Annotated in this window: 22 protein-coding genes; 4 read left to right on the forward strand and 18 right to left on the reverse strand. The window is 71.8% G+C overall.

From position 1 onward, the window contains the following. Positions 1-402: 402 nt before the first annotated feature. From AC3CF1_RS17760 to lysS, 3 genes are all read right to left on the reverse strand, one after another. The gene (locus tag AC3CF1_RS17760) at positions 403-2,952 is read right to left on the reverse strand and encodes an ATP-dependent Clp protease ATP-binding subunit (RefSeq protein WP_088950512.1); all 2,550 of its coding nucleotides are present in this window, start codon (positions 2,950-2,952) and stop codon (positions 403-405) included. Positions 2,953-3,470: 518 nt separating this feature from the next. Beyond that, on the reverse strand, positions 3,471-3,815 hold the full coding sequence (locus tag AC3CF1_RS17765; protein WP_088952068.1) for a histone-like nucleoid-structuring protein Lsr2: 345 nt from the start codon (positions 3,813-3,815) through the stop codon (positions 3,471-3,473). A 112-nt stretch (positions 3,816-3,927) separates the two neighbouring features. After that, positions 3,928-5,436 (reverse strand): lysine--tRNA ligase, encoded by a 1,509-nt coding sequence (gene lysS, locus AC3CF1_RS17770; RefSeq protein WP_141911558.1) that lies wholly within the window; start codon positions 5,434-5,436, stop codon positions 3,928-3,930. A gap of 88 nt (positions 5,437-5,524) precedes the next feature. Between lysS and AC3CF1_RS17775 the strand changes: the two genes are divergently transcribed. Continuing rightward, positions 5,525-6,265, forward strand: coding sequence for a class I SAM-dependent methyltransferase (locus AC3CF1_RS17775; RefSeq protein WP_488450873.1), 741 nt, complete (start codon positions 5,525-5,527; stop codon positions 6,263-6,265). A 33-nt stretch (positions 6,266-6,298) separates the two neighbouring features. On the opposite strand, the gene AC3CF1_RS17780 is transcribed toward AC3CF1_RS17775, so the two are convergent. From AC3CF1_RS17780 to AC3CF1_RS17810, 7 genes are all read right to left on the reverse strand, one after another. After that, entirely contained in the window at positions 6,299-7,057 is a 759-nt protein-coding gene (locus AC3CF1_RS17780; RefSeq protein ID WP_088950515.1) for a type III pantothenate kinase, read from the reverse strand. Positions 7,058-7,074: 17 nt separating this feature from the next. Then, a complete protein-coding gene (nadC, locus tag AC3CF1_RS17785) occupies positions 7,075-7,971 on the reverse strand; it encodes a carboxylating nicotinate-nucleotide diphosphorylase (protein WP_488450874.1) in 897 nt (298 codons plus the stop codon). Beyond that, on the reverse strand, positions 7,968-9,662 hold the full coding sequence (locus AC3CF1_RS17790) for an L-aspartate oxidase (RefSeq protein WP_354981815.1): 1,695 nt from the start codon (positions 9,660-9,662) through the stop codon (positions 7,968-7,970). Before AC3CF1_RS17790 ends, nadC begins: the two co-directional genes overlap by 4 nt. Before the next feature lie 108 nt (positions 9,663-9,770). Continuing rightward, positions 9,771-10,664 (reverse strand): septum formation family protein, encoded by an 894-nt coding sequence (locus tag AC3CF1_RS17795; RefSeq protein WP_488450875.1) that lies wholly within the window; start codon positions 10,662-10,664, stop codon positions 9,771-9,773. A 98-nt stretch (positions 10,665-10,762) separates the two neighbouring features. Continuing rightward, entirely contained in the window at positions 10,763-11,191 is a 429-nt protein-coding gene (gene panD, locus AC3CF1_RS17800; RefSeq protein WP_488450876.1) for an aspartate 1-decarboxylase, read from the reverse strand. Between the two features lie 42 nt (positions 11,192-11,233). After that, positions 11,234-12,082 (reverse strand): pantoate--beta-alanine ligase, encoded by an 849-nt coding sequence (panC, locus tag AC3CF1_RS17805; protein WP_328381163.1) that lies wholly within the window; start codon positions 12,080-12,082, stop codon positions 11,234-11,236. Positions 12,083-12,137: 55 nt separating this feature from the next. After that, positions 12,138-13,112, reverse strand: coding sequence for a Rossmann-like and DUF2520 domain-containing protein (locus AC3CF1_RS17810; protein ID WP_488450877.1), 975 nt, complete (start codon positions 13,110-13,112; stop codon positions 12,138-12,140). A 253-nt stretch (positions 13,113-13,365) separates the two neighbouring features. On the opposite strand from AC3CF1_RS17810, the gene AC3CF1_RS17815 reads away from it, so the two are divergent. Beyond that, positions 13,366-14,520, forward strand: a complete 1,155-nt coding sequence (locus AC3CF1_RS17815; RefSeq protein ID WP_488450878.1) for an SAM-dependent methyltransferase — start codon at positions 13,366-13,368, stop codon at positions 14,518-14,520. Further along, positions 14,517-15,704: an NADH-quinone oxidoreductase subunit D gene (locus AC3CF1_RS17820; protein ID WP_488450879.1), complete on the forward strand. Its 1,188-nt coding sequence runs from the start codon at positions 14,517-14,519 to the stop codon at positions 15,702-15,704. Before AC3CF1_RS17815 ends, AC3CF1_RS17820 begins: the two co-directional genes overlap by 4 nt. A gap of 18 nt (positions 15,705-15,722) precedes the next feature. Here AC3CF1_RS17820 and AC3CF1_RS17825 read toward each other — a convergent pair whose 3' ends face one another. From AC3CF1_RS17825 to AC3CF1_RS17840, 4 genes are all read right to left on the reverse strand, one after another. Continuing rightward, positions 15,723-17,318, reverse strand: a complete 1,596-nt coding sequence (locus AC3CF1_RS17825) for a hypothetical protein (RefSeq protein ID WP_488450880.1) — start codon at positions 17,316-17,318, stop codon at positions 15,723-15,725. 108 nt (positions 17,319-17,426) lie between these two features. Then, positions 17,427-18,431: a glycine betaine ABC transporter substrate-binding protein gene (locus AC3CF1_RS17830; RefSeq protein WP_371409807.1), complete on the reverse strand. Its 1,005-nt coding sequence runs from the start codon at positions 18,429-18,431 to the stop codon at positions 17,427-17,429. A gap of 201 nt (positions 18,432-18,632) precedes the next feature. Then, entirely contained in the window at positions 18,633-19,373 is a 741-nt protein-coding gene (locus AC3CF1_RS17835) for an ABC transporter permease (RefSeq protein WP_371409808.1), read from the reverse strand. Beyond that, a complete protein-coding gene (locus tag AC3CF1_RS17840; protein WP_355162594.1) occupies positions 19,370-20,056 on the reverse strand; it encodes an ABC transporter permease in 687 nt (228 codons plus the stop codon). The genes AC3CF1_RS17835 and AC3CF1_RS17840 overlap by 4 nt, the downstream gene beginning before the upstream one ends. Positions 20,057-20,058: 2 nt before the next feature. Between AC3CF1_RS17840 and AC3CF1_RS17845 the strand changes: the two genes are divergently transcribed. After that, the gene (locus tag AC3CF1_RS17845) at positions 20,059-21,063 is read left to right on the forward strand and encodes an ABC transporter ATP-binding protein (protein ID WP_371409809.1); all 1,005 of its coding nucleotides are present in this window, start codon (positions 20,059-20,061) and stop codon (positions 21,061-21,063) included. 95 nt (positions 21,064-21,158) lie between these two features. Here AC3CF1_RS17845 and AC3CF1_RS17850 read toward each other — a convergent pair whose 3' ends face one another. From AC3CF1_RS17850 to AC3CF1_RS17865, 4 genes are all read right to left on the reverse strand, one after another. Next, positions 21,159-21,650: a hypothetical protein gene (locus AC3CF1_RS17850; protein WP_371409810.1), complete on the reverse strand. Its 492-nt coding sequence runs from the start codon at positions 21,648-21,650 to the stop codon at positions 21,159-21,161. A 65-nt stretch (positions 21,651-21,715) separates the two neighbouring features. Continuing rightward, positions 21,716-22,024 carry a hypothetical protein gene (locus AC3CF1_RS17855; RefSeq protein WP_088952069.1) on the reverse strand — a complete coding sequence of 103 codons (309 nt, stop codon included), beginning with the start codon at positions 22,022-22,024 and terminating at the stop codon, positions 21,716-21,718. Positions 22,025-22,077: 53 nt separating this feature from the next. After that, entirely contained in the window at positions 22,078-23,292 is a 1,215-nt protein-coding gene (locus AC3CF1_RS17860; RefSeq protein ID WP_354981820.1) for an ABC transporter permease, read from the reverse strand. Positions 23,293-23,410: 118 nt separating this feature from the next. After that, complete coding sequence (locus AC3CF1_RS17865) at positions 23,411-23,950, reverse strand: DUF3180 domain-containing protein (RefSeq protein ID WP_088950531.1); 540 nt, start codon at positions 23,948-23,950, stop codon at positions 23,411-23,413. Positions 23,951-23,966 lie beyond the last annotated feature (16 nt).

Here is a 23,966-nt window from a genome sequence, read left to right on the forward strand (position 1 = left end):
TGTCTTGTCCTGCCCCCCGCCCGCCGCGCGGGCCACGCCCCGCCGCGCGGACGGCCCCGCGCCACGCCGGGCCGGGCCGGGCCGGGCCGGGCCGGGCCGGGCCGCCACGGGACGTCGAAGCCACCCCCAGGCCCACCACTCCACGCCGCCAGCCGCACTCCGCCCACAACATCAGGGAAGTTGCTGCCTCCGGACGCCGTGAGGCAGCACTTTCCCTGATGTTGCGCGGATCTTGCGTAGCGCGGCGGGCTCGGGCGGGCTCGGGCGGGCTCGGGCGGGCTCGGGCGGGCTCGGGCGGGCTCGGGCGGGCGCGGGCGGGCTCGGGTGACCTGTGGGGGGTAGCGCAGAAAAGGCGGGGCCCCGGTGGCTCACGCCACCGGGGCCCCGCCCTCTTACTGCTGGTTACGCCACCTCGTCCGTCGCCGCTGCCGCGGTGCCGGCGGCCGTGCCACCGAGGTCGGCCGGAACGGCGTCCGGAACCTCGACCGGCTTCTCGGCACCCCGGAAGACGAGCTTGGACTTGTCGATGTCGTTCGGGTCGCCCTCGCAGTCCACCACGACGATCTGACCCGGGGTCAGCTCGTTGAACAGGATCCGCTCGGAGAGGTTGTCCTCGATGTCGCGCTGGATCGTGCGACGAAGCGGACGTGCACCGAGCACCGGGTCGAAGCCCTTCGCCGCCAGGTACTTCTTGGCGTTGTCGGTCAGCTCCAGACCCATGTCCTTGTTGCGCAGCTGGCCCTCGATCCGCTGGATCATGATGTCCACGATCGAGAGGATCTCGGTCTGACGCAGCTGGTGGAAGACGATGGTGTCGTCGATCCGGTTGAGGAACTCAGGCCGGAAGTGCTGCTTGAGCTCGTCGTTGACCTTCTGCTTCATCCGGTCGTAGTTGGACTCGGAGTCCTCCGACTGCTGGAAGCCCAGCGACACCGCCTTGGCGACGTCACGGGTGCCCAGGTTGGTGGTCAGGATGATGACCGTGTTCTTGAAGTCCACGATCCGACCCTGACCGTCGGTGAGCCGACCGTCCTCCAGGATCTGGAGCAGCGTGTTGAACACGTCCGGGTGGGCCTTCTCGATCTCGTCGAAGAGGACCACCGAGAACGGCCGACGCCGCACCTTCTCGGTCAGCTGCCCGCCCTCGTCGTAACCGACGTAGCCGGGAGGGGCACCCACGAGCCGGGAGACCGTGTAGCGGTCGTGGAACTCGGACATGTCCAGCTGGATGAGGGAATCCTCGCTGCCGAAGAGGAACTCGGCGAGCGCCTTGGACAGCTCGGTCTTACCGACACCGGACGGACCGGCGAAGATGAACGAGCCCGACGGGCGCTTCGGGTCCTTCAGGCCGGCCCGGGTACGCCGGATCGCCTTCGAGACCGCCTTGACCGCGTCCTCCTGGCCGATGACGCGCTTGTGCAGCTCGTCCTCCATGCGCAGCAGGCGTGAGGTCTCCTCCTCGGTCAGCTTGTAGACCGGGATGCCGGTCCAGTTGCCGAGAACCTCGGCGATCTGCTCGTCGTCAACCTCGCTGACGACGTCCAGGTCACCGGCCTTCCACTCCTTCTCCCGCTGAGCCTTCTGACCAAGGAGCTGCTTCTCCTTGTCACGCAGCTGAGCGGCGCGCTCGAAGTCCTGAGCGTCGATCGCGGACTCCTTGTCGCGGCGCACCTGGGCGATGCGCTCGTCGAAGTCACGCAGGTCTGGCGGCGCGGTCATCCGACGGATCCGCATCCGGGCACCGGCCTCGTCGATCAGGTCGATCGCCTTGTCCGGCAGGAAGCGGTCGGAGATGTACCGGTCGGCCAGCGTCGCCGCAGCCACGAGAGCGGCGTCGGTGATGCTCACCCGGTGGTGCGCCTCGTAGCGGTCACGCAGGCCCTTGAGGATCTCGATGGTGTGCGCCAGCGACGGCTCACCCACCTGGATCGGCTGGAAGCGGCGCTCGAGAGCGGCGTCCTTCTCCAGGTGCTTGCGGTATTCGTCGAGGGTGGTGGCACCGATGGTCTGCAGCTCGCCACGGGCCAGCATCGGCTTGAGGATGCTCGCGGCGTCGATCGCGCCCTCGGCGGCACCCGCACCCACCAGGGTGTGGATCTCGTCGATGAACAGGATGATGTCGCCGCGGGTGCGGATCTCCTTGAGCACCTTCTTGAGGCGCTCCTCGAAGTCACCGCGGTAGCGGGAACCGGCGACGAGCGCACCCAGGTCGAGCGTGTAGAGCTGCTTGTCCTTCAGAGTCTCGGGCACCTCGCCCTTGATGATCTTCTGGGAAAGCCCCTCCACCACGGCGGTCTTACCGACGCCGGGCTCACCGATCAGGACCGGGTTGTTCTTGGTACGGCGGGAGAGCACCTGCATGACCCGCTCGATTTCCTTCTCGCGCCCGATGACCGGGTCGAGCTTGCCCTCGCGGGCGGCCTGAGTCAGGTTGCGGCCGAACTGGTCCAGCACGAGGCTGGTCGACGGCGCGGCCTCACCCGGCGTGGCGCCCGCCGCGGCAGGCTCCTTGCCCTGGTAGCCGGAAAGCAGCTGGATCACCTGCTGGCGGACCCGGTTGAGGTCGGCGCCGAGCTTGACCAGCACCTGGGCGGCAACGCCCTCGCCCTCACGGATCAGCCCGAGCAGGATGTGCTCCGTGCCGATGTAGTTGTGGCCGAGCTGCAGCGCCTCGCGCAGCGACAGCTCCAGCACCTTCTTGGCCCGCGGCGTGAACGGGATGTGCCCGCTCGGCGCCTGCTGGCCCTGGCCGATGATCTCCTCGACCTGCTGGCGGACGCCCTCCAGGGAGATGCCGAGGCTCTCCAGGGCCTTTGCCGCGACGCCTTCACCTTCGTGGATCAGGCCCAGCAGGATGTGTTCCGTACCGATGTAGTTGTGGTTGAGCATCCGGGCCTCTTCTTGGGCCAGGACGACAACCCGTCGCGCTCGGTCGGTGAACCGCTCGAACATGCCCTCGTGCTCCTCACGTGCCGTGCGCCTTGATGGTCAAGATCTTGGCGGGGCCGGTGCACGAACGTCCGGGACGGGCGTCCGTGCCTCCTTACTCTATCGTCGTTGACCGACTCAGCTGAGGTCGTGTGTCTCTGCTCTGGGTCGGTTCCACGTCGTTTTGGACAACCGTCCGCGCTCAGGAGGTGTTCCGGTAGCCCTGTCGCTACGCGCAGAGCGAAATCCGACTGGCATGACAGAAGCCCGATCCGGGCTCCGGAAGCGCCGTGGAGGCGCTCCGAGGGGCTCGGAGGGGGTGGGCCGGAGGTCGCGACGAACGCCGCGCCGGGCCCTGAGGAAGGTTGTCCACAGGTTGTGGACAGCTGTTCCACTGGTTGTGGACAACGCCGCCAGGTGCCGAATGCTTCCCGGCCCCCGGACGGGCGTCGGCGGATATGGCGACGCCGGCCCGGAGAGGTGCTCCGGCCCGGCGTCGGTGTCGCCTGCGGTGGCGGAAGAGCCACCAGGTCGCTGACGGATCAGCGCTTCGCGTGGTACTCGTCGACGATCTCCTGCGGGATACGACCCCGGTCCGAGATGTCCTTGCCGGACTTCTTGGCCCACTCCCGGATCGCCTTGTTCTGCTCCCGATCGGCGGTCGCGCCACCCCGACCGCGGGCGGCACGCCCACCGATCACGACGCCGCCGCGACCGACCTTGGTGCCAGCGCCCACGTACGCGGCAAAAGCGTCGCGCAATTTAGCGGCGTTGGCCTTCGACAGGTCGATCTCGTACTGAACGCCGTCGAGGGCGAACTTGACGGTCTCGTCAGCGTCCCCGCCGTCCAGGTCATCGACCAGCTTGTGAATGATCTGCTTGGCCACGTCCCACATTCCTTTCGAGCAGGGCGCTCCTGCTTAACGAGAGCACAATAACCCGCGCGCCGCTCGCCCCGTCAATAGGATGCCGTTCCGGCCCGGCGTGAGCCGGGCCCGACTACTCGGGGCGGACCAACGGGAAGAGGATCGTTTCCCGAATTCCGAGCCCCGTCAGGGCCATCAACATCCGGTCGATTCCCATTCCCATGCCGCCGGCCGGCGGCATTCCATACTCCATCGCCCGGAGAAAGTCCTCGTCGAGACGCATCGCCTCGTCGTCGCCCCGCGCGGCCAGCTGCGCCTGGGCCACCAGCCGCTCGCGCTGCACCACCGGGTCGACCAGCTCGGAGTACGCGGTGCCCAGCTCGAAGCCGAGCACGTAGAGGTCCCACTTCTCGGCCAGACCCGGCTCGCTGCGGTGGGCCCGGGTGAGCGGGCTGGTCTCCTCCGGGTAGTCGCGCACGAAGGTGGGCGCCACAAGGCCGGGGACGACCAGCTCCTCGAACAGTTCCTCGGCCAGCTTGCCCGGCCCCCACTTGGGGTCCACGGCCAATCCCACCTTGTCCGCGTACTCGACCAGGCGGGAACGATCGGTGCGGACCGTGACCTCCTCGCCCAGCGCTTCGGAAAGCACGCCGAACAGCGTCACGGATCGCCACTCGCCGCCCAGGTCGAACTCCCGACCGTCGGCGTGGGTCACCACCATCGAGCCGCTGACCGCGATCGCCGCCTGTTGCACGAGATTGCGGGTCAACTCGGCCATCGTGTTGTAGTCGCCGTAGGCCTGGTACGTCTCCAGCATCGCGAACTCCGGCGAGTGCGAAGAGTCGACACCCTCATTACGGAAGTTGCGGTTGATCTCGAAGACGCGGTCGACGCCACCGACCACAGCGCGCTTGAGAAACAGTTCCGGCGCGATTCGCAGATACAGATCGGTGTTCAACGCATTGCTGTGGGTCACGAACGGTCGGGCCGCCGCGCCACCATGCAGCAGTTGCAACATCGGTGTTTCCACCTCGATGAAGCCCTGCCCGTGCAGTGAATCGCGCAGACTACGTACGGCGGCAGCCCGGGTGCGAACCATCTCCCGCGCCTGCGGCCGGACGATCAGGTCGACGTAACGCTGCCGGACGCGCGCCTCCTCGGAGAGCGGCTTGTGCGCCACCGGCAGCGGACGCAGCGCCTTCGCGGTCATCTCCCATTCCTGCGCCAGCACCGACAGCTCACCCCGGCGGCTGGTGATCACCTCACCGGTGACGCCGACGTGGTCGCCGAGGTCGACCAGGCGCTTCCAGGCCTCCAGTCGCTCCGGGCCGACCCGGTCCAGCGAGAGCATCGCCTGCAACTCGGTGCCGTCGCCGTCCCGGAGGGTCGCGAAGCAGAGCTTGCCCGTGTTGCGTACGAAGATCACCCGGCCGGTGACCGCGACCTGGTCACCGGTCGCGGTGTCGGTCGGCAGGTCGGCGTAGCGTGCCCGGACCTGCGCCAGGGTGGTCGTGCGGGAGAAACCGACCGGGTAGGGCTCGACGCCCTCGGCGAGCATCCGGTCCCGCTTCTCCCGGCGGACCTTCATCTGCTCGGGAAGGTCGTCTGCGGGGTCCACTGGCACGGGGTTCTGCTCGCTCACGGCACGCTTCCTCGTCACGGGAGATACAGGGGTCAGGCCCGAGCGTACTCAAGCCCTCAGGGGGTCGTTACCGGATAACCTGCCCGGCATGGCGGATCACACCCAGGCTCTCTCATTCGGTGCGGCGGCAGCCGACTACGACCGGTTTCGCCCCCGTTATCCGGAACCGGCGGTGCGGTGGGCGCTGGACGGGTTGAGGAGTTCCGCCCGCATCGTCGACCTGGGCGCGGGCACCGGCATCCTCACCCGCGGCGTGCTCGCCCTGGGCCACGAGGTGACGCCCGTGGAGCCGGACCCCGCCATGCGCGCCCAACTGGCAGCCGCCACCCCCGGACTCACGGCGCTGGCAGGTGGCGCGGAGTCCGTGCCCCTGCCCGACGAGGTCGCGGACGCCGTGGTGGTGGGGCAGGCGTACCACTGGTTCGACCGGGAGTTGGCGCACATCGAGATCGCCCGGGTGCTGCGGCCCGGCGGGACGTTCGCCCCGATCTGGAACATGCGCGACGATCGGGTGGACTGGGTCGCCGAGCTGGGCCGGATCGCACACCTGGGGGACAACGCCGGCAACGTGATCGAGAGGTACACCGACTTCGGCCCCGCGTTCGAGCCGATCGAGCTGGGCGAGTTCAACCACCACACCACGCTCACGCCGGATGACATCGTCGCGATGCTGCACACCCGCTCGTACTGGCTCACCGCCCCGGCCGAGCGGCGGGCGACGATCGACCAGGAGCTGCGGGAGCTCCTGGCCACCCACCCCCAACTGGCCGGTAGGGAGACCGTCGAGCTGCCGTACCGCACGATGGTCCTGCGGGCCCGGCGGCGCTGACACCACCGCGACCACCGACTCCGCGTGGGCCGGTCAGAGGTTGCGCTCGTAGACCATCCGCAGGCCGATCAGCGTGATCATCGGCTCGTGGTGGGTGATGGTGTGACACTCGTTGATCACCAGGGAGGCCAGGCCGCCGGTGGCGATCACCGCCCGCACCTCGCCCAACTCCTCGGTCATCCGCTCGACGATCCGGTCCACCTGACCGGCGAAGCCGAAGTACAGGCCGGCCTGAAGGCACTCCACGGTGTTCTTGCCGATCACCGAACGAGGCTTGGTGGCCTCGACCTTGCGCAGCTGCGCGGCCCGGGCGGCCAGCGCGTCGAAGGAGATCTCGATGCCCGGGGCGAACGCACCGCCGAGGAACTCGCCCCGACCGCTGATCACGTCGAAGTTGGTGGTGGTGCCGAAGTCCACCACGATCGACGGCCCGCCGTAGAGGGTGTACGCGGCCAGGGTGTTCACCACCCGGTCGGCGCCCACCTCCTTCGGGTTGTCGATCGCCAACTGCACCCCGGTCCGCACCCCGGGCTCGACGACGACACTCGGCAGGTCGGCGTAGTAACGGCCGAGCATGGTGCGCAGCGACCGCAGCGCCGCCGGCACCGTGGAGCAGGCGGCCACGCCGGTGATCTCGACGTTGTCGCCGGCGAGCAGGCCCCGGAACATCAGGCCCAACTCGTCCGCCGTCGAGCGGGCATCGGTCTTGATCCGCCAGGAGTGCACCAGCTTGTCGCCGTCGAAGGTCGCCAGCACGGTGTTGGTGTTTCCGATGTCGATGCAGAGCAGCACGCACGCAGCCTAGACAACTAGTCGGTGCGCAGGTCCAGCGCGATGTCCAGGATCGGCGAGGAGTGGGTCAACGCGCCCACCGAGAGGAAGTCGACGCCGGTCGCCGCGTAGCGGCCCGCGACCTCCAGGGTCAGCCCGCCGGTCGCCTCCAGCTCGGCCCGGTCACCCACCGCGGCCACCGCCTCGGCCAGCAGCTCGGGCGTCATGTTGTCGCAGAGCAGGAAGTCCGCCCCGGCCTCCACCGCTTCCACCGCCTCGTCGACGGTAGTCACCTCGACCTGCACCGGCACCTCCGGGAAAGCCTCCCGGACCCGCCGGTACGCCGCCGTGATGCCCCCGGCCGCCAGCTTGTGGTTGTCCTTGATCATGGCCACGTCGTAGAGGCCCATCCGCTTGTTGGTGCCCCCGCCGGCGCGCACCGCATACTTCTCCAGCGCCCGCAGGCCCGGCGTCGTCTTGCGGGTGTCCAGCACCATCGCCTTCGTGCCGGCCAGGGCGTCGGCCCAGGCGCGGGTGTGGGTGGCCACCCCGGACATCCGGCAGAGCAGGTTGAGCGCCGTCCGCTCGGCCGTGAGCAGCAGCCGGGTCGGGCCGGTCACCGTGGCCAGCACGTCGCCGCGGGCCACCCGTTCGCCGTCGCGGGCCAGCACCGACACCTCGACGGTACGACCGAAGCCCGTCACCTCGCCCACCAGCTCGAACACGGCGGCGGCCACGGCCAGCCCGGCCAACACTCCGTCCGCGCGGGCCACCAGGTCGGCGGTGTCGGTCTGCTCCGCCGGGATGGTGGCCACGCTGGTGACGTCCAGGAAATCCGGGCCCAGGTCCTCGACCAGCGCACCCTCGATCACCTGTCGTACGTGCGCCGGGTCCAACCCAGCCGCCCGCAACGCCGTCTCCGTCGACTCGATCACGAGTTCCCCTCCCACTGTTGCGTCACCCGGCCCTGCGCCCCGACCGACCCGACCAGGTGGCCCAGCCACCGCTCGTCGGCCGTCGGGAAGTCCTCCCGCCAGTGGCAGCCCCGGGTCTCACCACGGGCGTACGCGGCAGCGACCAACGTCGACGCCACTGTGAGCAGGTTCGTCGCCTCCCAGTCGGCGGTCCGCGGCCGGCCCCGGGCCACGCCCAGCTCGGTCAGCGTCGCGGCCGTCTCCGCCAGCGTCGCCGCGGACCGGAGCACCCCGGCCCCCCGGGTCATCGCCCGTTGCAGGGTGGGAGTCACCTCCGCGGGCAGCACCCAGCCCGCACCACCACGCCAGGCGCCTGTGTCGGCCGGCTGAACCTGCTCGGGCAGGCCGGCCGCGATGTCCTCGGCGATCCGCCGGGAGAAGACCAGACCCTCCAGCAGTGAGTTGCTGGCCAGCCGGTTCGCGCCGTGCACACCCGTGCAGGCCACCTCGCCGCACGCGTACAGGCCCGGGATGGAGGTGCGGCCACGCAGGTCGGTGCGGACACCGCCGGAGGCGTAGTGGGCGGCCGGTGCCACCGGGATCAGGTCGGTCGCCGGGTCCACGCCGATCGCCAGGCAGGACGCCACGATGGTGGGGAACCGCCCGGCCAGGAAGTCCCCGCCCAGGTGCCGCGCGTCGAGGAAGACGTGGTCCGCCCCGGAGGCCAGCAGCACCCGGTGGATGCCCTTGGCCACCACGTCCCGGGGGGCCAGCTCGGCCAGCTCGTGCTGACCCACCATGAACCGCTTGCCGTCCGCGTCCACCAGGTACGCGCCCTCGCCGCGCAGCGCCTCGGAGACCAGCGGCTGCTGCGCGTGCCCGGCACCGGGCACCCCCGCGCCGGGCGGGGTGATCAGCGCGGTCGGGTGGAACTGGACGAACTCCACGTCGGTCACCGCCGCGCCGGCCCGCAGCGCCAGCGCCACCCCGTCCCCGGTGGAGACCGCCGGGTTGGTGGTGGCCGAGAAGATCTGCCCCATGCCGCCGGTGGCGAGCACCACCGCGCGGGCCAGCAGCGCGCCGACGCCGTCCTCGCTGCCCTCGCCGAGCACGTGCAGGGTGATCCCGCAGGCCGGGCCGAGCCCGTCCGGGCCGTCGCCCGGGGCTCGCAGCAGGTCCAGGACCAGGGCGTGCTCGAACAGCCGGATCCACGGGTCGCGCTGCACGGCGGCGTGCAGGGCCCGCTGCACCTCGGCGCCGGTGGCGTCCCCGCCCGCGTGCACGATCCGGTCCGCCCGGTGGCCGCCCTCACGGGTCAGCATCAGCGAGCCGTCGGGGTGACGATCGAACTCGGCGCCGATCCGGATCAGTTCCCGCAGCCGGGTCGGGCCCTCGTCGACCAGCACCCCGACCGCCGCCGGGTCGCAGAGACCGACTCCCGCGATCTCGGTGTCCCGGGCATGGGCCGCCGGGGTGTCCGTCGGGTCGAGCACGGCGGCGATGCCGCCCTGCGCCCACCTGGTCGAGCCGTCATCGATGTTGACCTTGGTGACCACCGTGACGTGCAGACCCGCCTCACGCAGGTGCAACGCCGCGGTCAAGCCGGCCACCCCGGAGCCCACCACGATCACGTCGGTGGTCTCGACCCAGCCGGGCGCGGGCGCGGCCAGTAACGCGGGCAGGGCCGGCAGGTCGACGGTCGGAACGTCCATCCCCCCAGTCAACCCGAACGGTCCTCGCTCGGGGCGGCGGGGGCGGGACGAGTGTTTTCGGCTACCCCGTCCGGCGCCGTCCGCGTCACGCCAGCCGGGGCCCTGCGGTCACTTCGTCCGGACCGGAAGACCGGCCGGGCCCGCGCCCTTCAGCGAGGCGGTCACCGTACGGTCGCTGAGCCACAGGTAGCAGCGGACGCCCCGGTCACCGACCCGCCAACGCCCCGCACCCGGCGGACGGACCACCACGCCGCTGCGGAAGCTCAGGTCGGCGTCGTCCGGCACGCCCACGTACCGGCCGAGGACGCTGCGACAGCCGTCGTACAGCGGGGACCAGTCGCTGTCCCTGGTCGGGTACGCCGTGTCCGGCGCGCGCCACACCCCGACGAACTCGGCGTCGTGCTGCTTGCCGCACTCCACCGGCGCCAGCGTCTGCACCCGGCTGGCGGTGCGGCCGGTCTGCTGGCACCCCAGCCGCAGCCCCGAGGCCCCCTTCAACGTGTCCCGCAGGCTGCCCGACCGGACGACCACGGTGGGCACCGCCTCCACGGTGGTCAGCTCCGTCAGATCGCACCGGAACCAGCGGGAGCCAGCCGCCCAGCCCGGCCCGGAGGGCAACGCCACGGACAGCCGGAGCCGACCAACCCGCCATTCGTCGCCCACGTAACCGGTCGCGCGGGTGTCGCACTCGGCGAACGCGCCCCGCAGCTCGGCCGAGCCACCTGCCGGGGCACTCGCCCGCTCGACGGGGAACGCCCCCACGTGCACGGTCTCCACCCGGTGCGGGCCGGCGCAGTCCACCGGCTCATAGGCGGCGAGGGTGACCACATCGGTGAAATCGGCGGCCTGACACACACCGGCGGTCGGGGTGAACGCCGACGGTGGCGGCAGGGCCGCCCAGTCGTCGGTCAGATCACCATCCAGGCCGCCGGAGCCGGCACAGCCGACCAGCAACGTTGCCGTCACGGCAGCGGCGAACAGAGTCGTCATGGCACTGCGCATATAGCGGCCTCCCCCAGCCACCCGCCGGCTTACGCCAGCGCGCCCAGGGTAACCGCAAATGACCTTCCGGTGACAGAGCGGAATCGGACCGCTCGGGGTCAGACGGCGGACACGGCCAACGGGCTGGGCACCGGGTCACCGGCCATGCCGGGTGCCACGCCGGCCGGGTCCGCACCCAACTCGATCACCCGGTTGTCGACGTCCACGTGCACCACCCGTGGCCGGTACGACCGGGCCTCGGCGTCGTCCATCTGCCCGTACGAGATCAGGATGACCAGGTCACCGGGGTGCACCAGGTGCGCGGCCGCACCGTTGATGCCGATCACGCCGCTACCCCGCTCACCCGGGATCACGTACGTCTCCAGTCGGGCACCGTTGGTGATGTCCACGATCGCCACCTGCTCGCCGGGGAGCAGGTCGGCGGCGTCGAGCAGATCCTCGTCCACCGTCACGGAACCGACGTAGTGCAGATCGGCCTGGGTCACGGTGGCTCGGTGGATCTTCGACTTGAGCATGGTCCGGAACATCGGGGTGGCCTTTCGCGGATTGGTGGAGGGGTGGCGGCCGGGTCAGTGACGCGGGGCGAGGTGGATGGCCGCGTTGTCGATCAACCGGGTGGCGCCCACCCAGGCGGCGATCACCAGCCGGGCCGGCCCGGAAACCGGCCCCGGCTCCAGCTCTGGGTCGGTGAGCACCAGGTAGTCGAGGCGGGCGCCGGGCGTACCGGCTCCGAACGCGGCGTGCGCGGCGGTCAGCACCGCCCCCGCGTCGCGGCCGTCGTCGGCGGCCCGCGCACCGGCCCGCAGCGCGGCGGACAGGCTCAGCGCTGCGGCCCGCTCCGACTCGCTCAGGTAGCGGTTGCGGCTCGACAACGCCAACCCGTCCGACTCCCGGACGGTCGGCACGCCGACCACCTCGACCGGCACGTCCAGGTCCCGGGTCATCCGCCGGACCAGGGTCAGTTGCTGGTAGTCCTTCTCGCCGAAGAACGCCAGGTCCGGCCGGGTGAGCTGGAGCAGCTTCAACACCACGGTGAGTACGCCGTGGAAGAAGCCGGGACGGCTCGCACCCTCCAGCTCCGCGCCGAGCGGGCCCGGGTCGAGGCGTACGCGGGGCTGGCCGTCCGGATACATGTCGGCGACCGACGGGGCGAAGACCAGGTCGGCGCCCGCCCGGCGGCACACCTCCAGGTCCGCGTCGAGGGTGCGCGGGTAGCGGTCGAAGTCCTCGTTCGGCCCGAACTGCAACGGGTTCACGAAGATCGTCACCAGCACGTGGTCGGCCTGTTCCCGGGCCGCGCGCAGCAACGTCTCGTGCCCGGAGTGCAGCGCGCCCATGGTCATCACCACCCCGACCGTGCCCTTCAGCGCGGCCCGAGCCTCGGCCAACTCGGCGCGCGTGTGCACGAGTTGCGTCATCGCTGCACCTCGGTTCGCGACTGCGGGGCTCGCAAGATCGGCTCACTCCTCGCGCTCACGCGGCCACCTCCCTACCGTTGTCGGCCAGCACGCCGAGCAGCGACTGCGCGTCCACCGGCTGGAGCCGGCCGGCGGCGATCGCCCGGTCGGCGGTACGTCGGGCCAACGCCAGGTACGCGGGGACGGATTCCGGCGCGGTGGAGGCCAACCGGGCCAGGTGCCGCGCAACGGTGCCCGCGTCGCCCCGGGAGACCGGGCCGGTCAGGGCGTCGTCGCCGAGCCGCAGGGCGTTTTCCAGGGCGGCGCGCAGCAGCGGGGCCAGCACCTTCTCCGGCCGGTCCACCCCGGCGTCGCGCAGCCGGTCGGCCGCCTCGTTCACCAGGGTCACCAGGTGGTTCGCGCCGTGGGCCAGCGCGGCGTGGTACAGCGGGCGGTCCGACTCGGCCACCCACTCGGGCACGCCACCCAGGTCGGCGACCAGCCGGGCGGCCAGTGGACGCAGCTCGGCCGGGGCGGTCACCCCGTACGAAATGCCAGCCAGCCGGGTCAGGTCGTCCGGCGTACCGGTGAAGGTCATCGCGGGGTGCAGGGCCAGCGGCCGGGCACCGACCTCGGCGGCCGGCGCCAGCACGGCGAGGCCGTGCGCGCCGGAGGTGTGCGCGACCACCTGGCCGGGGCGCAGCGCACCCCGGTCGGCGAGGTCGGCCACCACACCGGCCAGGGCATCGTCGGGCACCGCGATCAGCAGCAGGTCGGCGGCGGCGTGGGCCACGGCGGCGACCGGGCGGCGCGGCACCTCGGGCAGCAGCAGCGCCAACCGGGCGCGGCTGGCGCTGGAGCCGCCGGCGACGGCGACCACCCGATGCCCGGCGGCGGTGAGTGCGGCGCCCAGCACGGCTCCGACGCGGCCGGCACCGATGACACCGACGGTCAGCAGACGGGGGGCGACAGGGGCGCCGGGAACGGCGCGATCCCGCGATGCGGCGGGCCCGTGAGGGGCTACCGGACGCGGGCGCAGCGGTGCGCTCATGACGATGATCCAGTCCTCGAGAAGGGGTACCGGTCGATCGCAAGTATGCGCCCGCCCCGCCGAAGCAGGACAAGCATGTGTGAAAACCTTCACCACCGAAACAAGGGTCCCCCGCCGACCCATCCGATTGCACAGGAGACCCCTACTAGCAGGCGGAATGCACCTATTTGGGGCCTAAGGGGTGTTCGATCCCCGTCGTAACCGCTGACCGTAGGGTCGGCACCGTGACCCACGCTCAACCAGAGGTGATCTGATGTCGATCCGGTGGCGGGACGCGATGAGCCGAGCCCTCTACGGTCCGAGCGGCTTCTTCGTCGCCGGCACCGGACCGGCCGACCACTTCCGGACCAGCGTGCACGCCTCCCCCGCCTTCGCCACGGCGCTGCTGCGGTTGATCTACGACGTCGATGCTGGTCTCGGCCACCCGTCCCGGCTCGATGTGGTCGACGTGGGGGCTGGGCGCGGGGAGCTGCTCCGCACTCTGCTGCTGACTGTCGGAGACGCCGCCGGGCTCGCGGTGGGGGTTTCCGGGGAGCCCACCCGCTCCGGGCGGTCAGGCTTGATCCCTGCGCGGGCGGGCTCCCCGGAAACCCTGACTCCCACGGCCTCCGCCCGTTCCTTGCGGGACGAGCCGTCGTCCGGCACGGCTCGACCGTCGCTTGCGGAACGCGTCCACTTCACAGCAGTGGAGTACGCGAGTCGCCCCGAGAATCTGCCCGAAGAGATCACCTGGACCTCTGAGATACCCGCCGAGATCAACGGGGTGTTGCTGGCAACCGAGTGGTTGGACAACGTCCCACTCGACGTGGCGGTGCACACCGCCGACGGCTGGAGGTACGTGCTGGTCGACCCCGAGAGCGGCGCAGAGACGCTCGGGGAGTCGGTCAGCCCCGCCGATCTCGACTGGCTCAGCAAGTGGTGGCCCACGGGCCCAAGCGAGTCGGGTTTCCGCGCAGAGATCGGAAGGACCCGGGATGAGGCGTGGGCCAACGCGGTACGACAGATCAGCCGAGGGGTCGCGGTGGCCGTGGACTACGGGCACCTGAGCGGCGACCGGCCTGTCGACGGGACGTTGACCGGGTATCGGGGTGGGCGGCAGGTGCCTCCGGTGCCGGACGGGTCGAGTGATGTGACAGGGCACGTGGCCATGGACTCGGTCGCCTCCGCTGGTGCTGAGGTCGCCCGGTGCGCGTACTCCCTGGTCCTTCAGCGGGAGGCGCTGCGGGCGCTCGGGGCCGACGGCGGCCGACCGCCGCTCAGCCTGGCCGGCGCCGACCCGGCCGGGTATGTGCGGGCGTTGGCCGCGGCGTCGGCGGTGACCGAGCTGACCGACCCGGCCGGGCTCGGCGGGCACTGGTGGCTGCGCCAACCGGTCGGCATCCCGCACGAGCCGGCCGTGGCACGATGACGGGCATGACCACCGACGCCGGGGACCTTCGCGAACTGACCGTCGGCACCGGGGCCGGGCTGGTCGCCGGCACCGGCGACCAGCAGCTCGGCACCGACATGGTGTTGAACATCGGCCCGCAGCACCCGTCCACGCACGGTGTGCTGCGGCTGAAGCTGGTGCTCGACGGCGAGCGGGTGGTCGCCTGCGAACCGATCATCGGTTACATGCACCGGGGCGCTGAGAAGCTGTTCGAGGTGCGTGACTACCGGCAGATCATCGTGCTGGCCAACCGGCACGACTGGCTCTCGGCGTTCTCCAACGAGCTGGGTGTGGTGCTCGCTGTGGAACGCCTGATGGGCATGGAGGTGCCGGAGCGGGCCACATGGCTGCGGATGGCCCTCGCGGAGCTGAACCGGGTGCTCAACCACCTGATGTTCCTCGGCTCGTACCCGTTGGAGATCGGGGCGATCACCCCGATCTTCTACGCCTTCCGGGAGCGGGAGACGATCCAGGCGGTGATGGAAGAGGTCTCCGGCGGCCGGATCCACTACATGTTCAACCGGGTGGGCGGCCTCAAGGAAGAGGTGCCGTACGGCTGGACCGGTCGGGCCCGCGCGTCGATCGGTGAGGTACGCCGGCGGCTGCCCGACCTGGACCACCTCATCCGGCGCAACGAGATCTTCCTGGCCCGGACGGTGGGCGTGGGCGTGCTGTCCGCCGCCGACGCCGCCGCGTTCGGGGCGTCCGGGCCGGTGGCCCGCGCCTCCGGGCTCGACCTGGACCTGCGCCGCGACGACCCCTACCTGGCGTACGACGAGTTGGACGTGCCGGTGGTCACCCGCACCGCGGGCGACTGCCACGCTCGCTTCGAGGTGCTGCTGGACCAGGTGTACGCGTCGCTCGACCTCGCCGAGCAGTGCCTGAACCGGGTGGACCAGCTGACCGGGCCGATCAACACCCGGCTACCGAAGGTGCTCAAGGCGCCGGAGGGGCACACGTACGCCTGGACGGAGAACCCGCTCGGCATCAACGGCTACTACCTGGTGTCCCGGGGTGAGAAGACGCCGTGGCGGTTGAAGTTGCGCACCGCCTCGTACGCGAACGTGCAGGCGCTGGCGACCCTGCTCCCCGGCTGCCTGGTGCCGGATCTGATCGCGATCCTCGGCTCGATGTTCTTCGTGGTCGGCGACATCGACAAGTGAGCCGGGCGGTCTGACCGGTCAGCGCCAGCGGTCGCCGGGCGGGGTGCCACCGGCACGCGGTACGTCGTCCTGCGGCGGGTAGCCGTAGCGCTCGTCGACCCGGCGTCGGCCGGCCCGTTCCGGGGCGGGTTCGGCCTGGTGGCCGCGCTGGCGCGGTGGACGCCACTCGTCCGGCACCGGGACGCCACCCGTCGGCAGCGCCGGCCGGTCCGTCGGCTCGGCCCGGTGGTACGACTCGCGCTCCTCGTGCCGGCGCGGCTCGTCATAACGGTGCGCATCCTCGTGCCGGCGCGGCTCCTCGTAGCGGCGCGGCTCCTCGTGTTGACGTGGCCCGTCGTAACGGCGCGGGTCCTCGTGCCGGCGTGGGTCCTCGTGCCGGCGCGGGTCCTCGTGCCGGCGTGGGTCCTCGTGCCGGCGTGGGTCCTCGTGGCGGACCTCGGCCCAGCGGTCGGCCACCCGGTATTCGGTGCCGGTGGCGTCGGCGTGCACTTCGGCCCGGCGCTCGCCGACCCGCAGCTCACGGCCGTTTTCGTCGTCGCGGACGGCGGCCCAACGGTCACCGGCCCGCAACTGCGACCAGTACTCGCCGGTGTCGTCGGCTCGCAGAGGTGGCCCGGGCTGCGGTGCGGCACCCACCCGGTCGCGCTGCTCGGACCAGCCACGATCGTCCGGGTTGTCCCAGGAGTGCGCGTCGGGCCTCTCCGGTGTGCGGTGCGACCGCGCCGCCGGGGTGGGCTCGTCGGGCTGGGCGTACGCGTCGCGCCGATCGGTCCACTCCTGCGCTGGCGGGGTCCACTGGCCCGCGTATCCACCGTCGTAGCGCCCAGCCGGCTCGGCCGGCCCACCATCCACCACCGTGTGCCTTGTGGTGACGTGCACGGTTTCGGTGTGCCGGACCACGCCCGGCCGGTGCCCCGGCTCGGGGCGGTCGTGCTCCCGGGGGCGGGCTGAGCCGTACGCGGCGGCGGCCGGTCGTTCCGCGCCGTACATCCCGGAGGCAGCCGGCGGCGTCGCGGCCTCCCGTGGGTACGCCGGCTCGTCGTCCTCCCTGTGCGCGGAGCGAGCCCGCCGGGGTGCGTCGGCCGGGCCCGTGACCCGGGCGCGGCCCGCGGGGGCCTCACCCGGTGCCTGGACCCGGCTGCGGGCCACCGGCACGTCGTCCACTGGTGGCTCGACGGCTGGCACCCGCGCCCGCCCGGCGCCGGCCGGGTCGGCGGCGGGGGCGGCGCCAGCGAGGGCAGCGCCGCTGGCGTCGAGACGGCGACGGACCGCGACGATCCCCTCCTGGGCCCGCTGGGCCTGGTCGAGTGCCTGGTTGCCGCGTTGCGCGGCGGCCACGATCTCGGCGCGCAACTCCCGGCGGAGTTCCTCGATCTCGTCCAGCAGCTCGTCGGCTCGTGCCGAGGCGCCCTCCGCGTCGGGACGCAACGCGATGGAGAGACCGATCAGCACCACCGCGAGGATCGCGAGCACCGCGGCGAAGCGCAGCGGGCCGTTGCCGTCGGCGACCAGCAGGATCAGCGCCGCCACCGGCGCCAGAGCGACGCCCGCCCAGAAGAGCATGGTCAACAGCGGCGGTTGACGTCGGGCTTCAGAGGTGGCCGGGGCTGGCATGGATGTGCAGCCTACCGAGGAGATTCGCCGGAGGGAACGGGGTCCCCGGACGCGCGGACGCCCCCGCCCGGGTCGGGGCGGGGGCGTCCTCAGCGCCTGGGGGAGAGGTCAGCTCGTGGCGAAGGCGCCGTCCGAGGAAAAGATCAGGCCCACGCTGATCGAACCGTCACGCAGGCCGCTCTTGGTCAGCGGTCCGCCCTGGTCCAGCGAGGAGAACTTGCCCACCGACAGCCCGTAGGTCTTCTCCAGACCCGGCTTGCAGAACGGACGCTGCTCGCACTCCGGCGGCCCGCCCAGCACGGTCGCGCTGCCGGAGCACTTCGCGGCCAACTCGGACAGGGTCCGAACGCCGTACTTGTCGGCGAAGGCCTGGGTCACCGCGAAGGCGTTCTGGTCCTGAGCGGCGGCCGGGGTGCCGAAGGTGAGGCCGGCCTTGTCGCCCTCGGTCTTCAGCGCGGTCACCGTCGTGTTGATGTCGGGCGAGGAGATCGGCTGGGCGTTGGCGCCGTTGGCCTTGGTGTTGAGGAACTCGGCCATGGTCGCCGCGTACTCCGGGACGACCTGGATCTCGCCCTTCTCCAGCGCCGGCGCGTACAGCTCACGGTTGCCGATCTGCTGCACCTTGACCTGGTAGCCCGCCGCGGTGAGCGCGATCCGGTACAGCTCGCCCAGGATCTGGCTCTCGGCGAAGTTGCCGGCACCCACCGTGATGTCGCCGCCCGGGCCCTTGGCGATGCCCGCGGTGAGGTTATTGGCGCTGGCGAACTCCTCGGCCGCCACCTTGGGGGTCTTGCGGTCCTCGTTGACGGCCTTGTTGAGCTGGATCAGCTTCGGGGTGTCGAGCGCGGTGGACACCTTGTCCAGTGCGGCGATCAGCTGCGGGTTGGCCGCCTTGCTGTTGACCGCGGGAATGACGTTGTCGGAGTTCTGGAGCTTCTTGTCGTCCTGCAGAGCGATGAGCTGCTGACCGGCGACCGGGGCGCACCCGGCGCCGGAGGCGCTCGTCTGGGGTGCGTCGGTGCCGGACGAGCCGGCGCCACCGCATCCGGTGAGGAGTGCTGCCCCGGCGACGATGCCGACAGCACCGATCGCCAGACGTGAACCTGCGCGCATGTGCCCGCCTTCCGTGTCCCGGCGCGGCCCGTTCCGGGCCGGCCGCGTGTCCGACGGGCGATCCTGACTGTCGGTCGCCCGCGAATATCCACCCAACATGCTCCGGAACCGACCGACAACCTGAGGTGGACTTCGTCACCGCATCGTCACCGATCGGATGGATGCGGGTCGTCGGCTCGACGCAGGGCTCACCCGGACGGGTCAGGCGTTCCCGGTGGCGTCGGCGGGCCGGGGCCGTCCGAGGCGCTGCCGGCCGCGCCGCAGTGGCCGGGGGGTGACCAGTCGTTCGACGCCGCCGAGGACCACCTCGGCCAGCAGCGCGAGCCCGGCCACCAGCACACCGCCGGCGACGATCTGACCCCCGCCGACCGCGACACCCAGGCCGAACCCGGTGCGGATGATCTGGCCCAGGCCACCGCCGTTGACGAACGAGGCCAGCGCCGCGGTCGCGATCACCTGGACCGCCGCGGTCCGGAAACCGGCCGCCAGGTAGGGCACCGCGAGCGGCAACTCGACCCGGCGCAGCAGCTGCCCGCCGGACAGGCCCATCCCCCGGGCCGCGTCGCGGGCCTCCGGGTCCACCTGCCGCACCCCGGTGTACGCGTTGGCCAGCAGCGGTGGCACGGCGAAGACGGCCAACGCCACCACGACCGGCGTACGCCCGAAGCCGCTGGCGAAGACCACCGGCAGGATGGTCAGCAGCGCCAGGGTGGGGATGGCCAGGGTGGCGTTGGACACCAGCACCACAAGGCCACCGCCCCGGCCGAGGTGCCCCAGCCAGAGCCCGACCGGCCAGGCCACCAGGCAGCCGAGCGCCACCGCCATCGCCGAGATCGTCAGGTGCTCACCAAGGCGGTCCAGCATGCCGCCGGGGTTGGTCCAGTTGAGTGGGTCGTTGATCCAGACGATCGCCTGGCTGATCGGGTTGTCCGCGACGCTCACCGTGCCCTCCGGGCGGACCAGGGGGTCACCAGCCGGGCGACCAGGACGAGCAGCAGGTCGAGCACGAGCGCGAGCGCCACGCAGAGCAGCGCGGCGGTCATGATCTCAGCCTTGTAGAGGTTGTTCTGGAAACCCGCAAAGATCAACTGCCCGAGACCGCCGTGCCCGACCAGCACCCCGACTGTGACCAACGCCACGGTCGAGACGGTCGCCAACCGTACGCCGGTGACGATGCCCGGCAGCGCCAACGGCAGATCGATCCGGAACAGCCGCCCCCACCGGCCGTAGCCCATGCCCTCGGCGGCCTCACCGACCTCCGGAGGCACCTGGTTGAGCCCGGCCACCACATTGCGCACGATCAGCAGCAACGCGTAGAGGACCAGCCCGACCAGCACCGTGGTCGTCCCGGTGCCCAGGTACGGGGCGATGAACGCGAAGAGCGCCAGCGACGGGATGGTGTAGACGACCCCGCTGACGGCGAGGATCGGGCCGGCGAGTGGGCGGAACCAGTACGCCAGAACGGACAACGGCAGGGCGATCAACACCGCGAACAGCACCGCTCGCCCGGTGAGGGAGGCGTGTTCGCGCACCGCGGCGAGGATCGTGTCAGAGTTGTCCCGCACGTACTGCCAGGAGAACCAGGGGTTACCCGGGTCGGCCCGGTAGCTCAGGCGGAAGGACATACGTGGACGTTACCCCGGAGGCCGCCGACGTGGCCGAATCCCCTCGCGCGGCGCCGATCCGCCTACAGGGCATCCAGAAGCGCTACCCGAACGGCACCGAGGCCGTCCGGGACCTCAGCCTGGACGTCCGGGCCGGCGAGCTGGTCGTGCTGATCGGCCCCTCCGGCTGCGGCAAGTCGACAGTGCTGCGCATGATCAATCGCCTGATCGAGCCGACCGCCGGCCGGATCCTGCTGGGCGACGAGGACGTCACCGACGTCGACCCGGTCCGACTGCGCCGCCGAATCGGTTACGTGATCCAGAACGTCGGCCTCTTTCCACACCAGACGGTCCGGGCCAACGTGGCCACAGTGCCGGGCCTGCTGCGATGGCCAAAGGGCCAGACCCGGGCACGGGTCGACGAGTTGCTCGACCTCGTCGGGCTGGACCCGGCCGAGTTCGGCGGTCGCTACCCGCACGAGCTGTCCGGCGGCCAGCGGCAGCGGGTCGGGGTGGCGCGGGCACTCGCCGCCGACCCGGTGGTGCTGCTGATGGACGAGCCGTTCTCGGCCGTCGACCCGATCGTGCGGGCGCGCCTCCAGGAGGAGTTCCTGCGCCTCCAGGCCGAGGTCCGCAAGACGATCGTGCTGGTCACCCACGACCTCGACGAGGCCGTCCGGCTCGGCGACCGGATCGCGGTGCTCTCCGAGGGCGGGCACCTGGAGCAGTACGACACGCCTGCCGCGTTGCTCGGCGCACCCGCCACCGCGTTCGTGCGTGAGTTCGTCGGCGCCGACCGGGGCATCCGCCGGCTGGCGGTCACTCCACTGGACCGGGAGTCGCTCGAACCCGTACCCGGGGACGCCGCGGCGGACCTGCCGACCGTCGCGCTGGACGGCTCCGCGTACGACGCGCTGGCGGTGCTGCTCACCTCGGGACGGGACCAGCTCGTGGTGACCGACGGCGGCCGACCGGTGGGCACGCTCAGCCGACAGCGGCTGCTCGACCTCGGCCGCCCGGCACACTGACCCGACGACGACCGGGCTGCCGCAGTCGGCGGCCCGGTCCCGCTGCCGGAGGCGGTCACGTCCAGGTGGCCGCCCGGGCGACCGTGCCGACCGGCTCAGGCGCGACCGCCGAGGCTGGCGGTGCCGATGATCCACCCGGTCAGGAAGCCGTAGCCGGCGCCCGTGCTGGCATCCTGCAGAGCGCCCAGCATCGACGGGTTCGGCCCGAGCAGCGCCGCGAGCACGGCGGCGAGCCCACCGGCCAACACGTACGCGGCCCAGCCCGAGAAGAACTGGCTGACCGAGCCGGGCACCCGGGCGACCTGGGCGGCGGGCAACAGGTAGAGCAGGCCCACCGCGAGAACCAGCAGCAGCACAGCCCGTACGTCAGCGGCGAACAACCCGCCGGCCTGCCCGTCCGCGTCGAGCCGCCAGGCCGGCCACGCGAGCAGGCGCACGTAGAAGGCGGCGGCCGAGTCCGGGTCGGTCTGCGTACCGGCCCAGCTGGTGAAGGCCGGGCTGCCACAGATGCCGACCAGCAGCAACACGGCGAGAGCACCGGTGCCGGCCGCCGTGCCGTAGCGCCCGACCGGGCCGGATCGGTGCATGAGCGACGTGATCCGCCCAGGCCCCGAACCGGTCGTTCGGGCGGACCTGGGCTGCCCCGAGCGGCTCAGTGCTTCATCAGGTAGTCGATGAAGGCGGCCCGCAGCAGTGGCGCGGACTCCTCATAACCGTGACCGGTCAGCTCCCGCCACAGCGCGTTGGCCTCGTCGATCGTCGGGCCGATCGAGTTCGGTGCGCCGTCCAGCACGGTGGCCTCGTCCGCGTTCGGCAGGTGCCGCAGCACCGACCAGTAGAACTTGACGTCGCGACGCTCCCGGGCCAGGGCGAACGCCCGCTCCCGCAGCTCCTCGGTGGACAACGCGTCGAGTTCCTCGAACGAGGTTCCGCCGGGGGCGGCGGCAGGTGTGTCGGTCATGTCGCCGAGCCTAACGGTCGAGATCAGCCCCGGCCCGGCGGACGCGACGCGGCTCACCGCTCGTCGGTGTCCCACCGGCGTGGGCTGTCCTCCCAGCGCGGATCCCGCCACGGGTCGGCCGGTTGGGGCGCGGCGGGAGTAGGCAGCGTCGGGGGCCAGTTGTCGACCGAGCGGGACTGGGGCATGGTCCAACCCGTGCTGATCGTGCCGTCGCCGACCGGCTCGGGTCGGTCGGTGCTGCCCGGTCGGGGCCGCCCGAACGTCTCGACCAGCCTGGTGACCAGCAGGCCAACGCCGAGCGCCACCCCGCCGACCGCCCAGTTGCTCAACGTCCAGCCACGCTCCGGCGCGTACGTCTGGAAGAGGGTGACCACGCCGACCGCCAGCACCGTGCCGAACACACCACCCCGACGGCCGTACCCGCTGGTGCCAGCGAGCATGGCCACCCCCACCGCCAGCACCGTCCAGTCCAGGCCCGAGGTGGGCGCGACCGCTTCGAGGCCGTTGGCGGCGAACAGCACGCCGGCGAGGGCGGCCAGCACGCTGGAACCGACCAACGCGACAGCGGTGACCACGGCGGCCAACGTGCCCCGCCGACGGGCCGGATCGGCGATCGGCCGGTACCGGCCGGCCAGCCGGCGAACAGCCCGGGTGGCGCCGAACAACCCGCCGAGGATGGCCACCGCGGCGAAGCCGGCGATGAGATACCCGGCGTTGCGCCCCGGGTCGTAGTCGCCCTGCACCAGCACGGGCGCCGACCGACGTTCGATGTACACCACCACACCGGCAGCACCGGCCAGGCTGGCAGCCCAACCGGGCACGTGCAGCACCACCACGACCAGCGCCAGCGCCAGCCCACCCAGCGCGGCGACGCCCACGGCCGGGCCGACCGACGCCGGCAGGCCCCGATCGCCCTGCTCGGCGTAGTGCAGGGCGGCGGCGAGCGCGATCGGCCCGACGGCCAGGTTCGGTGCCGCCGTTCGCAGGCTCAGCCCGGCAGCCAGGGCGAGCAGCCCCAGCCCGACCGCGGCGACCAGCAGCGTCCGCAGGTTGTCGCCGCGCAGGGCGGCCGAGTCTTCCTGCCAGAGCAGCCAGCCCAGGGCCGCCAGCCCTGCCAGCAGCAGGAACTCCCAGCCCAGGTGCACGCCGATCCGATCCCGGCCGGGCTCTCCGTGGGTGGGGTCGTCGAAGACGTTCTCCAGAACGGCGGCAGGCACCCCCGACGAGGGTTCCGCCGACCGGTCCCGGCCAGCTTCTTCGTACCCCATACGCCGCCTCCCCAGTGGCCGGCCGTCCCCGGTCCGGCGCGCGGACGAACAGGGGGCGGCCCTTGCTCCCCGATCGCAGGCACCGTACCCGCGCCCGCAGCCGGGCGTAACCCCCTGCTCAGCGCTGGCCGGGGCGGCTCTCCCGTGGGTCCTGCTCGCGCTCGTCGTCGGGGCGTTCCGGCACCCGGCATGAGCGCTCCAGCCACAACGCGGCACCGACCAGAGCCAGCGAGGCGAGCAGGCCCCCGGCCGCCGCCGGACGGTCGTCGAGGGCGGCGCGGGTGGTCTCCACGAAGAGCCAGCCGGTGAGCCCCGCGTAGAACCCCGCGAAGATGGCCGCGGCCAGTGCCGACGCCTTGGCCAGCACCACGAAACGGGCGACCATCAGCGGGTTGACCGGCTCCCGGCCGGGCTTGCGCTCGATCCGGCCCCGGGTGTTGATCGCGGCGTACGCCTCGAGCACGGCGAGCCCGGCCAGCGTCACCACCGGCAGCCAGGGCAGCCGGGGGATGCCGCTGTAGTAGAGAGTGCTGATCAGCAGCCAGGCCACCGCCGCGGCGGCCAGGGCGGCCACGACCAGGGTCGAGATCCGGGTGGGACCCATCCTGGACCGGTCCGGGCCCGACCCGCCCGGTGGTGGGGACTTCGCCTGCGTCATGCCGGCCGGCTCCGCT

The organism is Micromonospora sp. MGP-C2, assembly GCF_057766525.1.

What these genes read in the sequence shown, in the direction of transcription:
- AC3CF1_RS17855 (WP_088952069.1), bottom strand. Translation starts at nt 22,024, where the DNA reads ATGACCGACACACCTGCCGCCGCCCCCGGCGGAACCTCGTTCGAGGAA.
- AC3CF1_RS17795 (WP_488450875.1), bottom strand. Translation starts at nt 10,664, where the DNA reads ATGCGCAGTGCCATGACGACTCTGTTCGCCGCTGCCGTGACGGCAACG.
- AC3CF1_RS17860 (WP_354981820.1), bottom strand. Translation starts at nt 23,292, where the DNA reads ATGGGGTACGAAGAAGCTGGCCGGGACCGGTCGGCGGAACCCTCGTCG.
- AC3CF1_RS17815 (WP_488450878.1), top strand. Translation starts at nt 13,366, where the DNA reads ATGTCGATCCGGTGGCGGGACGCGATGAGCCGAGCCCTCTACGGTCCG.
- AC3CF1_RS17760 (WP_088950512.1), bottom strand. Translation starts at nt 2,952, where the DNA reads ATGTTCGAGCGGTTCACCGACCGAGCGCGACGGGTTGTCGTCCTGGCC.
- AC3CF1_RS17825 (WP_488450880.1), bottom strand. Translation starts at nt 17,318, where the DNA reads ATGCCAGCCCCGGCCACCTCTGAAGCCCGACGTCAACCGCCGCTGTTG.
- AC3CF1_RS17810 (WP_488450877.1), bottom strand. Translation starts at nt 13,112, where the DNA reads ATGAGCGCACCGCTGCGCCCGCGTCCGGTAGCCCCTCACGGGCCCGCC.
- AC3CF1_RS17850 (WP_371409810.1), bottom strand. Translation starts at nt 21,650, where the DNA reads ATGCACCGATCCGGCCCGGTCGGGCGCTACGGCACGGCGGCCGGCACC.
- panD (WP_488450876.1), bottom strand. Translation starts at nt 11,191, where the DNA reads ATGTTCCGGACCATGCTCAAGTCGAAGATCCACCGAGCCACCGTGACC.
- AC3CF1_RS17865 (WP_088950531.1), bottom strand. Translation starts at nt 23,950, where the DNA reads ATGACGCAGGCGAAGTCCCCACCACCGGGCGGGTCGGGCCCGGACCGG.
- panC (WP_328381163.1), bottom strand. Translation starts at nt 12,082, where the DNA reads ATGACGCAACTCGTGCACACGCGCGCCGAGTTGGCCGAGGCTCGGGCC.
- AC3CF1_RS17790 (WP_354981815.1), bottom strand. Translation starts at nt 9,662, where the DNA reads ATGGACGTTCCGACCGTCGACCTGCCGGCCCTGCCCGCGTTACTGGCC.
- AC3CF1_RS17840 (WP_355162594.1), bottom strand. Translation starts at nt 20,056, where the DNA reads ATGTCCTTCCGCCTGAGCTACCGGGCCGACCCGGGTAACCCCTGGTTC.
- AC3CF1_RS17775 (WP_488450873.1), top strand. Translation starts at nt 5,525, where the DNA reads ATGGCGGATCACACCCAGGCTCTCTCATTCGGTGCGGCGGCAGCCGAC.
- AC3CF1_RS17820 (WP_488450879.1), top strand. Translation starts at nt 14,517, where the DNA reads ATGACGGGCATGACCACCGACGCCGGGGACCTTCGCGAACTGACCGTC.
- AC3CF1_RS17830 (WP_371409807.1), bottom strand. Translation starts at nt 18,431, where the DNA reads ATGCGCGCAGGTTCACGTCTGGCGATCGGTGCTGTCGGCATCGTCGCC.